This window comes from Oleidesulfovibrio vietnamensis (assembly GCF_055388115.1).
On record NZ_AP042419.1, the window covers coordinates 160,969 to 173,537 of the forward strand.

Genomic DNA, 12,569 nt, shown 5'->3' on the forward strand with positions numbered 1-12,569 from the left:
GCGGATCAACCCGCCCCACATCCATGCAATGTTCAAGACCCTAGTAAGGAGCAGCAGAATGAGCGGACATCAGGCAAGACTGAACGCGATTGCGGCAGTTACCAACTACAAGGCCGGAACGCCGGCATTCAGCTTTGCGGACTCGACGCCCACGGAACTGTTCGGCTCGAATGTATTTAATGATAAAGTCATGCGCGAGCGTCTGCCCAAAAAGGTGTACAAGTCGCTCATGCGCACCATCGAGCAGGGCGAAAAGCTGGATCCTTCGGTGGCGGATGTGGTGGCCACCGCCATGAAGGACTGGGCCATGTCCAAGGGTGCCACGCACTACACGCATGTTTTCTATCCGCTCAACGGGCTGACGGCTGAAAAGCATGACGGCTTTCTTACCCCTGACGGCAACGGTAACGTGCTGGCGGAATTCAGCGGCAGCCAGCTCATTCAGGGCGAACCGGACGCTTCCAGCTTTCCCAGCGGGGGACTGCGCGCCACTTTCGAGGCCCGCGGCTACACCGCATGGGATGTGACCAACCCCGCGTACATCATTGAAAACCCCAACGGAACGTTTCTGTGCATTCCCACGGCGTTTGTTTCGTGGACGGGCGAGGCGCTGGATAAAAAGACTCCGCTGCTGCGCGCCAGTCAGGCCCTGAACACGCAGGCGCGCCGCGTGCTGCGCCTTTTCGGCACTGATACGGGCGACAGGGTGGTTTCCTACGCCGGTGCCGAGCAGGAATATTTTCTGATCGACCGCAACTTCTTTTTTGCGCGTCCCGACCTGCAGCTTGCAGGCCGTACCCTGCTGGGGGCAAAACCGGCCAAGGGGCAGGAATTCGAAGACCATTATTTCGGCACGGTGCCGCGGCGGGTGCTGGCCTTTATGCTGGAAGTGGAGCACGAGCTGTACAAACTGGGCGTGCCGGTGAAAACCCGCCACAATGAAGTGGCCCCCGCACAGTTCGAAATAGCCCCCGTGTTCGAGGTGTCCAACCTTGCCACCGACCATAACCAGATAATCATGACGTCGCTTAAAAGCATCGCCAAGCGCTACGGCATGGCCTGCCTGCTGCACGAAAAACCCTTTGCGGGCATCAACGGATCGGGCAAGCACGTCAACTATTCTCTTGGCAACAGCAAACTGGGCAGCCTGTTTGACCCCGGCGATACCCCGCACGAAAATGCCCAGTTCCTTGTTTTCTGCGCTGCCATGATCCGCTCCGTGCACAAGTACGGTCATCTTATGCGCGCCGTTGTGGCATCTGCCAGCAACGACCATCGTCTGGGCGCCAATGAAGCACCGCCCGCCATCATGTCCGTGTATCTGGGCGAACAGCTGACCGATGTGTTTGAACAGATAAAGAACGGCGGTGCCAAGTCGTGCAAAAAACGCGGCATGCTGCAGGTGGGTGTGGATACGCTGCCGCCCCTGCCCATGGATGCGGGCGACCGTAACCGCACAAGCCCCTTCGCCTTTACGGGCAACCGGTTCGAGTTCCGTGCCGTGGGGTCCAACATGTCCATTGCCGGTCCGCAGGTGGCTTTGAACACCATGCTTGCAGAATCGCTGGACTACATTGCCACCGAGCTGGAAAAAACCACCGGCGGCGACCAGAGCAAGCTGCCCGAAGCCGTGCAGTGCCTGCTGCGCGATATCATCACCGAGCATGAAGCCGTTATTTTCAACGGTGACGGCTACTCTGACGAATGGCACAAGGAAGCGGAACGCCGCGGCCTCAGAAATCTGCCCACTTCGGTGCAGGCTTTGCCCGTGCTGACCGCACCAGAGGTTGTGGAACTGTTTGAAAAGTACGGTGTATTCTCTCGCCGCGAGCTGGAAAGCCGCCAGAGCATCTACCTTGAGCAGTACTGCCGCACCATTCACACCGAAGCCGCGCTGGTGGTGAAAATGGCCCGCACCCAGATATTCCCCGCGGCAGTGCGCTATCAGAGCGAACTGGCAGCCACCTGCGCAAACATGAAGGCCATCGGCATGGACTTTGTGACGCACACGCTGTCGGACCTGACCGAAAAGCTGCGCGGCCTGCAGCAGAATACCGATGCTCTGGATGCGCTTGTGAACAGTCATTTTGAATCCGAGATTGAAGAGGCTGCTTTCATGCGCGAAAAAGTGCTGCCCGCCATGGAAAAGGTGCGCAGCTATGCCGACCAGCTGGAAAACATTGTGGCTGACGATCTGTGGCCGCTGCCCAGCTATCAGGAAATGCTGTTTATCAAATAGGCAGACGCCTGTTTTTCCGACACTGTAAAGGCCCGCGTCAGCGGGCCTTTCCTTTTTCTGCGCCAGAAGCTATCAAGCGGAATCAGGAGCAGGACGGAAGCAATTCTGCGTTGAATCCGTTTTGTCTCATGGCTAGTTTTGCAAAAATGTGATATGACGTTCCGTACAGGTTCATCAGCCGCCATGCCCGTCCGCTTGCGGGGCGGAACGTCGTGTCTGCCTCCTCAGCGGCGCCTTGTCTCATGCACCGCAACCAACCACCGAGAGGAAATAGCGTATGAGTACAAATTATCCCGTCTTCAACTGCAAAAACGGCGATGATGTCATCAGAGCTGTGAAGGACTACAATGTCAGCTTTGTGCAGTTCTGGTTTGTGGATATTCTGGGCAACCTCAAAAGTTTTCAGGTAACCCCTGACGAACTGGAAGCAGCCTTTGAAGAAGGAATGGGGTTTGACGGCTCCTCAATTCTCGGGTTCACCCGCATTGAAGAAAGCGACATGATCGCGTTTCCTGACGCTTCAAGCTTTCAGATATGCTCGTGGCGTCCCATGGACCGCCCCGTGGCCCGCATGTTCTGCGATATCCGCACGCCCGACGGCAACCCCTACGAAGGCGACCCCAGATATGTGCTGCGCAGGCTGGTGGATAAGGCCGCACAGAAGGGTTACACCTATTATGTAGGCCCGGAACTGGAATTTTTCCTTTTCGCCGACTCCACATGCCCCAGACCTCTTGATTCCGGAGGGTACTTTGACGCGCCCCCGCTGGATCTGGGCAATGAAGTGCGCCGTGACATTATTTTTGCCCTGCAGAAAATGGGCATAGATGTGGAATACAGCCACCATGAGGTGGCTCCTTCGCAGCACGAAATAGACCTGCGGTACAACGAAGCCCTGAAAATGGCTGATATAGCCATGACCTACAAGGTTGTGGTCAAAGAGATTGCCCGTAAACACGGCGTGTACGCCACGTTTATGCCCAAGCCCATTTTCGGCGAAAACGGCTCGGGCATGCATGTGCACCAGTCTCTTTTCAAGAACGGTAAAAACGCTTTCTTTGATGCCAACGACCCGCATCACCTGTCGGCCGAAGCCCGCCATTACATCGCCGGTCTGCTGACCCATGCCAGTGAGATTACCTGCATCACTAACCAGTGGGTGAACTCATACAAGCGGCTGGTGCCCGGATATGAGGCCCCGGTGTATATCGCGTGGGCGCAGCGCAACCGTTCGTCGCTTATCCGTGTGCCCATGTACAAACCCGGAAAGGAAGCGGCAACCCGTATCGAGCTGCGCAACCCCGACCCTGCCTGCAACCCGTACCTTGCCTTTGCCGCCATGCTGGGCGCAGGTCTGGAAGGCATAGAAAAAGGGTACGAAGTGCCGCGCGCGGTGGAAGAGAATATCTTTGCCATGGAGGCCGAAGACCTGAGCGCCAAGGGCATTGATTCGCTGCCCGGTTCGCTGTACGAGGCCGCGGTGGCCCTGCGGGACAGCGCCCTGATGAAAGAAGTGCTGGGCGAACATACGCACCAGAATCTTGTGGGCAACAAGCTCATTGAATGGGATGCCTACCGCACCCATGTTTCCGAGTTTGAGCTTAAGCGGTATCTGCCGGTCCTGTAGCCGGTGCACCGTCTGCCTCTCCGTGGCGGCGGTTTACGCGTAATGACAAACCCCGTCCTTTCCGGACGGGGTTTTATTTTCGGTAATGCCAGCCGCGGAGCAGACACAGCCATGCATGCCGGATGGCGGCAGACGCGGAATACGGGCCGGACAGGCCGCAGACACGGCTCTGCGCCTGCCGCGCTCGGTTATCTGCCGGTTTCTTTTCTCTGCCGGAGCCTGTTCTTTGTATAACATTATGCAAGCGTTCTGTAATACAAAAACGCCGTATATCGTTTGCAGAATATCTGCCGGGCTGAAGCCGCCCCTAGCATAAATCCACAAAAAACGCGGGGCCGTTAAGCCCCGCGTCATGCTATTCTTCGTCTTCCAGCGCCCGCGTGTACTTGCAGGCAGGGCAGGCAATATGTTTGCCTCTTGCCTTGGTGGACTTGATGGTCAGAATTTTGGAATCGCACTGCGGGCAGGCTTCGGCCACAGGCCAGTTCCATGTGGCATAGTCACACTGGGGGTACCGGTTGCAGGAATAGAATATCTTGCCGCGGCGCGAGCTTTTTTCCACCAGCTGGCCATCGCAGCCGTCATTGGGGCAGGGAACGCCGGTGGAAAACGGTTCGGTATGCTTGCAGTCGGGATAGCCCGTACAGGCGATGAATCTGCTGCCCGTGCGTGCCTGTTTGACCACAAGGTCTTTGCCGCATTCGGGGCAGGTGCCGACGGGTTTCAGTTCTTCCTGCTCACGTTCAACCAGCTGTATTGTTCCGCTTTCATCACGCGTGAAGTTACTGGTGTTTTTGCAGTCGGGGTAGCCGGTGCATGCCAGAAAGGGGCCGGCCTTGCCGAACTTGATGGCCATGGGTTTGCCGCATTCAGAGCACACGATGTCCGTTTCCAGCCCCGCCTTCACGGTTTTCATTTCTTTGGCGGCGGATGCCAGCGTAGGGTTGAAGTCGCTGGTGAAGTCCTTCATCAGTGCCACCCAGTCAAGGTCGCCTTCGGCCACTTTATCCAGCGAATTTTCCATCTGCGCGGTAAAGCCGATATCCATCAGCGTGCCGAAGTGGTTGGTAAGCATGTCACACACCACAAAGCCGAGATCGGTGGGCACAAAGTGCTTCTCTTCCAGACGGGTGTAGTCGCGGTCTACAATGGTGGAAATGATGCTGGCATACGTTGAGGGACGGCCGATGCCTTTTTCTTCCATCTCCCGCACCAGAGAGGCTTCGGAATAGCGGGCGGGAGGCTGTGTGAACTTCTGCTCTTTTTCCAGCAGGGTCAGTTCCAGCGTCTGCCCCTGCTGCATGGGGGGCAGCTCCACATTGGCTTCTTTGGCCGAAGCAGGCGCGGCGGCCATATACCCCGGAAAAAGCAGCCGTTCGCCTTTTACGCGCCACTGCGTGCCGCCGCATCCGATAAGCACCGTGGTGTCGTGGAAGCGGGCAGGCGCCATCTGCGAGGCCATGAACCGCGACCAGATAAGGCGGTACAGGCTGTACTGTTCCGGTGCCACCAGACCTTTTATTTTGTCCGGAGTCAGCGTTACGTCAACAGGGCGGATGGCTTCGTGCGCGTCCTGTGCCGAGCCTTTGGTTTTGTATACGGGCGCCTTGGCGGGGCAGTATTCTTTGCCGTACAGCGAGACGATAAGCTCGCGCGCGCTGTCGCGGGCTTCATCCGAAATGCGGACGGAGTCGGTACGCATATAGGTGATGAGCGCCGTGGTGCCCATGTCGCCCAGATCAAGGCCTTCATACAGCCGCTGCGCCACCGACATGGTGCGCTTGGCGGAAAAACCGAGCCGCTGGCTGGCCAGCTGCTGCAGGGTGGAGGTGATGAACGGCGGCTGCGGTTTGCGTGAGCGTTCTTTCTCCTGCACCGAATCCACGATGAACGCTTTGCCCTCAATGGACTTTTCCAGTTCCTGCGCCTGCTCCGCGCTGGCAATGGCGGGTTTTTTGTCATCCACCTTGAAAAGTTCCGCCTTGAAGGGCGGGGGCGTTTCCGCGGCCAGATTGGCCCGGAAAACCCAGTACTCTTCCGATGTGAATGCATAGCGTTCGCGTTCGCGGTCTACAATCAGCCGCAGCGCCACCGACTGCACCCTGCCGGCAGAGATGCCGCGTTTTATTTTGTTCCACAGAATGGGCGAAATTTTGTAACCGACCAGTCTGTCGAGCACGCGGCGTGCCTGTTGTGCGTCAAACAGACTCCGGTTCAGCTCGCGCGGGTTTTCCAGCGCTTCGCGCACGGCGCGGGCGGTAATCTCGTTAAACTGGATACGGCTGATGTTTTTGTTTTCCTTGGCAATTATTTCAGCAACATGCCAGGCAATGGCCTCGCCCTCGCGGTCGGGGTCGGGCGCCAGAAATACATTATCAGCTTTTGCCGCAGCTTCGCGAAGGGCGGAAACAACCTTTTGTTTTCCCTGAATTACCTGATAGTCAGGAGAAAAGTCGTTTTCCTCGTCCACGCCGAGCTCCTTGGTCGGCAGGTCGCGGATATGTCCCACACTGGCCTGGACCATATATTTGTTGCCCAGAAACTTTTTGATAGTCTTCACCTTGGCGGGAGACTCGACGATGATGAGGTCTTTGCCCATGAGTTGTCCTTGTTCGCAGGCGGTTCCGCGGACGGAGCGCGTTGCGGCCTTTCGGGTGCTTGGTGTATAAAGCCTGTGCGGCCGTCGGGCTGTCACATGCTTTCAGGTAGGGGAAGATACGACAAATGCCAACAGCGTCAAGTTTGACGTGCCGCGCTTTGCCCGCTGAGGGCAGTCCGCGGCGGGCAGGAAGCCAGTAAGGACGGGATTATGCGCAGAAATATGAAAAAATGGCTTTTTGCCGCACTGACAGTGGCGGTACTGGTTGTCTCTGCCTGTGCCAAGGCGCCGTATACCGGCCGCAACCAGTTTATCATGATGGATTCGCAGCAGGAAATGGCGCTGGGGGCCTCTGAAGCGCAGAAAGTGGTCAAGTCGGAGCAGATTGATACCACAAGCGACTATGCCCGTGCCGTGACCCGCGTGGGACGCCGCATAGCGGCCGTGGCCGGACACCCTGAATATAAATGGGAATTTCATACCGTCAAAAAAGACGTACCCAACGCCTTCTGCCTGCCGGGCGGAAAAATATTTGTGTATACAGGGCTGTTTGAAGCCGCCAAAGACGATGCGCAGCTGGCCGCTGTTATCGGTCACGAAGTGGGCCACGCCATCGCGCGGCACGGGGCCGAGCGGTATTCCACACAGGTTGTGGCGCAGCTGGGGCAGCTGGGGACGGCCATCGCCGTGGGCTCCCAGACATCGCCTGAGGTGGCGCAGGCCGCGGTGGCGGCGTATGGTATAGGTGTGGGCGTGGGCATACTGCTGCCCTACAGCCGCACCCACGAATACGAGGCCGACCGGATAGGTCTTATTCTTATGGCCAAGGCGGGGTACAACCCGGAAGCCGCGCTGACTTTCTGGCAGAACATGGCTGCCAAGGGCGGCAAAAAACCGCCGGAGTTCCTTTCTACCCACCCTGCTGATGAAAACCGCATAAAAGCCATCCGCCAGCTGCTGCCCGAGGCAAAAGGCTACTACCGGCCCGCCTCTTCATAACCGTACGGCCGTGTCGGAGAATCGTCGGCCCTGCATGTTCCGGTTGCTGTCCATGTTTTTTTGCAAGGGTAACATGCCGGAAAAAAGAGGGTATGAAATATCGGCACTATGGTTGCTAGTCCTGCTGCGGGGTACTGCCCCGAGCGAGGAGGCACCATGGCATACGATCCTTTCAGCACCATAAGCCTGCAGAGGGCGGACAGGGTTCTGCGTAGGCCCGTTACCGGCCGTACACTGCCTGCACAGCAGACCGCCGCTGCAGGTTCCGGCACCGGACGCTTCGGGGAGCTGCTGGGCGGCAGCGCCCTGTCACGCAACGGTCAGAAGCTGCTTGATGATGTTCTGGGGCTGGGCAAAGGTGACGGCAAAGAAGAATCTCCGCTTGAAGGCGCCATGCTGGGCAGCATGAATCTGCTGAATACCAGAGCGCTGGCCACCCTTACCAGAGTGCTCTCCGGCCCGTCCGGCCCGTCCGGTCTGGCCGGTTCCTCCGGTCTGGCGGGTCTGGCATCGGGCGGAGCACCTGCCGGTACCGCGGCACTGCCCGTGGAAGGGCTGGCTTCGTTGCGGTCTGCCATAGCCGATGCCGTGGGACTGGGCAGTGAAACCGGTGAAGTAAGAGGCCGCATATCATGGAACGGTGCGGCTGCAGCCTACCGGCAGGCCGCGGAAGCTCCGGACGGCATGAGCGCGCTCCGGCAGGAACCTGCTGCGCCCGAATCTGCCGGAAAGATTGCTCCTGCTGACGGGAAGAACGCCGCAGGCGGCGTTGCGGAGTCTGCACCGCTTACCGGCTGGCTGGCAGCGCAGTTTGAGTCCGGCACGCAGGGCGTGGCAAGCATCGGCTACGACCGTCATGGCGGCACCTCCTACGGAAAATATCAGATTTCCTCGCGGGCGGGCAGCATGGATGCCTTTATCCGCTTTCTGCAGCGGGCAGCACCCGAGTACGCGCAGCGTCTCAACGCCGCAGGGCCGGCCAACACCGGCGGTACGCAAGGTGCAATGCCCCGTGTATGGGCGCAAATCGCCGCTGCTGATCCGGCAGGATTTGAATCATTGCAGAACAGATTCGTGCGGGAGAACAATTTCCTTCCCGCTTTGCGAAAGGTTACCCGCAACTCGGTACTTGAACGCGACCATATGAGCGGTGTTCTGGGCGAAGTGCTGTGGAGCACCGCCGTGCAGCACGGGCCCACGGGCGCAGCTCGCATTTTCCGTCAGGCTCTGGGCAGAACCGGACAGGATGATTCTTTTACCGATCCTGCATTTCAAGGGCGGTTTATACGCACAGTTTATGACCTGCGCAGCAGGCAGTTCGGTTCCTCCACCAACGCCGTGCGCTCCGCAGTGCAAAACCGCCTTGAACGCGAAATGGAACTGGCGCTTTCATTGATCGGATCAGATAAATCGCTGTTTGCCTGATTTTGCGGATTTTGCCCGCCGGATGCCTGAGAAACCTGAGAAACCTGAGAAGCCTGAGAAGCCTGAAGAAAACTCCGTCAGGGGGCGGCTGAACCTTCCCCCCTGTAATGCGCCCCGTGCAAGGCACAGCGATGCCCGCAACGCGACGCGCCGTGCGGTTGCCGCCATGCAGCCGCAACCGTAAGCTCTTCGATGTCAGCTGACCGCGGCAGAACATGCGCAACGGGGGATGCAGGGGGAATCATGCCTCTTGCCCGCCGGAGGTCTTGTTCCGGTTCCGGTCTTCCGGTTATTCCATGCCGTATTTTTTCAGCTTGTTGTGCAGTGTTGCGCGGGTGATGCCCAGCCGGCGGGCGGCTTCGCTTTTATTGTCGGCACATTCGCGCAGCGTTGCTTCAATGGCGCGGCGTTCCAGATTTTCCAGCGAGAGCCCCGCATAGGGGTCATGGACGGTGTCGGGCAGCGGTGTGTCCGTATCGGGCACTGCTGCGGTGATATCCGTTTCGCCGTCAGCCGCTGCAATGTCCGGCGGCAGTTCGCGTCCGGTGACATATTCGCCCATGCTCATGATAACGGCGCGCTCCACGGCGTTTTCCAGTTCACGCACATTGCCCGGCCAGTCATAGTTGACCAGACAGTTCATGGCCTGCGGGGTGAATCCTTTGAGCATCTTGCGGTTACGTTCGGCATAGCGGGTCAGAAAGTGTCCGGCCAGCAGGGGGATGTCGTCGCGCCGTTCCCGCAGTGCCGGTACCGCTATGCCGATGACGTTGAGCCGGTAAAACAGGTCTTCGCGGAACCTGCCTGCGGTCACCTCTGCGGTCAGATTGCGGTTGGTTGCGGCGATGACGCGTACATCGACTCTCAGCGGGTTGTCGCTGCCTACCCTCTGGATTTCACCCTGCTGCAGCGCACGCAGCAGCTTTGCCTGCAGTGCCAGAGACATTTCGCCCAGTTCATCCAGAAACAACGTACCGCCGTCCGCCTGAACAAACCGCCCGTCGCGTTTTTTGTCCGCACCGGTAAAAGCACCTTTTTCGTGGCCGAACAGTTCTGATTCCAGCAGCGATTCCGTAAGGGCGGCGCAGTTGACGGTTACCAGCGGTCTGTCACGTCTGCTGCTTCCTTCGTGTATGGCTCTGGCCACCAGTTCTTTGCCTGTGCCCGATTCTCCGGTGATGAGTACCGTGGCGTCGCTGGGCGCCACTGTGGCCACCAGCTCGGTAAGCCGGCGCACGGCCTCGCTGCGGCCGATAATGCGCGAGGCAGCCTGCCCCGCGGACAGAGAGCTGCGCAGCTCTCTGTTTTCCGAGGCCAGCCGCGTGTGATCAAGCGCGCGCTCCAGCGTCAGTTTCAGCTCGTCGAAATCAAGCGGCTTTGTCAGGTAGTCATAAGCACCTATTTTCAGGGCTTCCACCGCTGTATTCACCGAAGAATATGCCGTCATGATAAGCACGGGAATGGCCGGATTGTGGGCCATGATATGCCGCAGGGCTTCTATGCCGCTCATGCGGGCCATGCGGATATCCATCAGGATGGCGTCATATGCGCGCTCCTGCACCTTGCTCACGGCCACGGAACCGTCGTCGGCTTCTTCCGCCGAGTACTGCCAGCCGCGCAGCATGGTGCGCAGCATGGTTCTGTGCGCCTGATCATCATCCACTATCAATATGGTAGGAGCGTTTGTCATGGCTGTTCCTTTGACGCGCCGCCGGGTCAGCTGTTCGCGTTGCGTTGCGGTTCAAGCGGCAGAATGAGAGATATTTCCGTTCCGCTGCCTACGGAAGACTGCACGGCTATTTCGCCGCCGTGGGCCTCCACTATTTTGTGCACAATGGCCAGCCCGAGCCCCGTTCCCTGACTTTTGGTGGTGAAATACGGGTCAAACATGGTGCTCAGGGTTTCGGGCGTTATGCCGCAGCCCGTGTCACGCACCTTGAACCGCAGCAGCCTGCGGCCTTCGGAAGAGGTACTGTCGGTGTCAACGCTCAGCGTCAGTACGCCGCCGCTTTCCATGGCATCCAGTGCGTTAAGGCAGACATTCAGCAGCGCCTGCGTCACTCTGTCGGGGTCGAGCACTGCCTGCGGCAGGTCGTCCGCCGCGGCGAACCGCAAGTCTATGTTTTTGCCCGCGGCATCCTGCCGGATAAGGCGGAGTACGTTTTCTGCCAGCGATTCCGGTCTGCTGGGCTTTAAAGACAGGTCCGACGGGCGGGCCAGACCGATAAGGTCGGAAATGACGCGGTTGAGCCTGTCCACCTCCTGCACCATGATCCGGGCGGCATCGCGGTCTTCGCTGCCTTCGGCAAAGCGGGTGCCGAAATAGGTGGCATATCCTTTGATGGAGCTGAGCGGATTGCGTATTTCGTGAGCCACCCCCGCAGCCAGACTGCCTATGGCTGCCAGCTTTTCGCGCCTGCGTACTTCTTCTTCCAGTCTGCGCACTTCGCTCAGGTCGTGCAGCAGCAGCAGTTTGCCCATCAGCGAACCGTCTTCGCCTGTTATGCACGCACCGGTAACACTGACGGGGACAGGGCCTCCGGTGCCGGAAAGCACCGTTTCTCTGCCGCTCAGTATGTGCTGGGTGTCCAGCTGGCGTACGGCATGCATGAGTACCGGCGGCAGCGGCGGGCAGCTTGCGGCTGCTTCGTGCGTATCGTGAGCGGCGGTACCGTCTCCCAGCATGGCGCGGGCCGTATTGTTCATGAAAGAAACATCTCCGGCGGCATCCAGCACCACCAGACCTTCGGGGAGATTGGAAACAATCTCATCCGACAGGGCCTGTGTGCTTTCCAGCTCTTTGCGTGCGCGGCGGACATTCTGTGCCCAGATAAGCGATATGAAACCCGCAACCCCCAACAGCAGCACTATGGCTGCCATGGTCATGGTGTGCTGTTTGTCCTGTCTGCGGGCGTCTTCGAACGGCTGAACGTCGAACCCGACAAAAATGATGGGCGGCGGGCCGTCCGGCTGCTGCCAGTTATCCCACGCGTGGTTGCGCATGTGCGGCATCATGTGTCCCCTGCGGGCATGGCGGCCCTGCAGCGGTGCAAATTCACGGTAGACCACAAAGTATCGTTTACCGGCCTGCCCGAAAATGCTCCACCTCGGGCGTGTGTCAGGCCGCAGCAGGTCGGTGGTCACCTCGGCGCCGAAAAGCCGTTTGCCTACCTGTTCGTTGTTGCTGTGAGCCACAATATTGCCTTCCCTGTCTGTCAGGGCAATGAAATCAATATCCGGCTGGTCGGCCATTTCTTCCAGCAGCACCTGCAGGCGGAACGCGCTGCCGCGCATGCCCGTTCGTGCTCCGGCCTCAAATGCCTTGATAAGCGATCCGCCTTTTTCCAGCAGGATATTGGCCATGTATTGTTCCGAACGGGTGATGTTGCGCACTGAAAGCGCCACAACCACCACGCCCAGAATGACCGCCGCGCCGATAACCAGCCACGGCGAGGCAAACGGCCCGGGAAGGGAATGTTTTTTTCTGAAGTGCATTGCCGTCACCTTGCGTGTTCAATATTTGTACAGCGTCTATTTTTTATACAGTGCTTTTTCTCAAAGGTGTATGTTTTTTATACACTGACTTTCACTGTACTGTCCCGCTTCTGTGCATAACATGCCGGTTTGTTGTGCGATATTGCTTCATGTGCGTGTATGGCACGCCTGTTGCTCTATCATGA

The 12,569-nt window shown here is 58.6% G+C and carries 7 protein-coding genes; 4 read left to right on the forward strand and 3 right to left on the reverse strand.

Translation table 11 applies throughout. The features are described 5' to 3' along the window. Positions 1-58: 58 nt before the first annotated feature. Together ACZ5D1_RS00715 and ACZ5D1_RS00720 are read left to right on the forward strand one after the other, a co-directional pair. Entirely contained in the window at positions 59-2,239 is a 2,181-nt protein-coding gene (locus tag ACZ5D1_RS00715) for a glutamine synthetase III family protein (protein WP_011366280.1), read from the forward strand. A gap of 277 nt (positions 2,240-2,516) precedes the next feature. Further along, positions 2,517-3,866, forward strand: coding sequence for a glutamine synthetase family protein (locus tag ACZ5D1_RS00720; protein WP_011366281.1), 1,350 nt, complete (start codon positions 2,517-2,519; stop codon positions 3,864-3,866). Positions 3,867-4,221: 355 nt separating this feature from the next. Here the strand turns inward: ACZ5D1_RS00720 and topA are convergent, their stop codons facing one another. Further along, a complete protein-coding gene (topA, locus tag ACZ5D1_RS00725) occupies positions 4,222-6,465 on the reverse strand; it encodes a type I DNA topoisomerase (RefSeq protein WP_464555593.1) in 2,244 nt (747 codons plus the stop codon). Between the two features lie 210 nt (positions 6,466-6,675). Between topA and ACZ5D1_RS00730 the strand changes: the two genes are divergently transcribed. Together ACZ5D1_RS00730 and ACZ5D1_RS00735 are read left to right on the forward strand one after the other, a co-directional pair. Further along, on the forward strand, positions 6,676-7,464 hold the full coding sequence (locus ACZ5D1_RS00730; protein WP_464555595.1) for a M48 family metallopeptidase: 789 nt from the start codon (positions 6,676-6,678) through the stop codon (positions 7,462-7,464). A 156-nt stretch (positions 7,465-7,620) separates the two neighbouring features. Further along, a complete protein-coding gene (locus tag ACZ5D1_RS00735; protein WP_464555597.1) occupies positions 7,621-8,889 on the forward strand; it encodes a VgrG-related protein in 1,269 nt (422 codons plus the stop codon). Positions 8,890-9,178: 289 nt separating this feature from the next. Here the strand turns inward: ACZ5D1_RS00735 and ACZ5D1_RS00740 are convergent, their stop codons facing one another. Next, positions 9,179-10,579 carry a sigma-54-dependent transcriptional regulator gene (locus ACZ5D1_RS00740; RefSeq protein ID WP_011366285.1) on the reverse strand — a complete coding sequence of 467 codons (1,401 nt, stop codon included), beginning with the start codon at positions 10,577-10,579 and terminating at the stop codon, positions 9,179-9,181. 26 nt (positions 10,580-10,605) lie between these two features. After that, positions 10,606-12,384, reverse strand: coding sequence for an ATP-binding protein (locus ACZ5D1_RS00745; RefSeq protein WP_464555598.1), 1,779 nt, complete (start codon positions 12,382-12,384; stop codon positions 10,606-10,608). Between the last annotated feature and the right edge of the window lie 185 nt (positions 12,385-12,569).

Coding starts and splice junctions, on each gene's coding strand:
- ACZ5D1_RS00730 (WP_464555595.1), top strand. CDS start 6,676: ATGCGCAGAAATATGAAAAAATGGCTTTTTGCCGCACTGACAGTGGCG.
- ACZ5D1_RS00745 (WP_464555598.1), bottom strand. CDS start 12,384: ATGCACTTCAGAAAAAAACATTCCCTTCCCGGGCCGTTTGCCTCGCCG.
- topA (WP_464555593.1), bottom strand. CDS start 6,465: ATGGGCAAAGACCTCATCATCGTCGAGTCTCCCGCCAAGGTGAAGACT.
- ACZ5D1_RS00740 (WP_011366285.1), bottom strand. CDS start 10,579: ATGACAAACGCTCCTACCATATTGATAGTGGATGATGATCAGGCGCAC.
- ACZ5D1_RS00720 (WP_011366281.1), top strand. CDS start 2,517: ATGAGTACAAATTATCCCGTCTTCAACTGCAAAAACGGCGATGATGTC.
- ACZ5D1_RS00715 (WP_011366280.1), top strand. CDS start 59: ATGAGCGGACATCAGGCAAGACTGAACGCGATTGCGGCAGTTACCAAC.
- ACZ5D1_RS00735 (WP_464555597.1), top strand. CDS start 7,621: ATGGCATACGATCCTTTCAGCACCATAAGCCTGCAGAGGGCGGACAGG.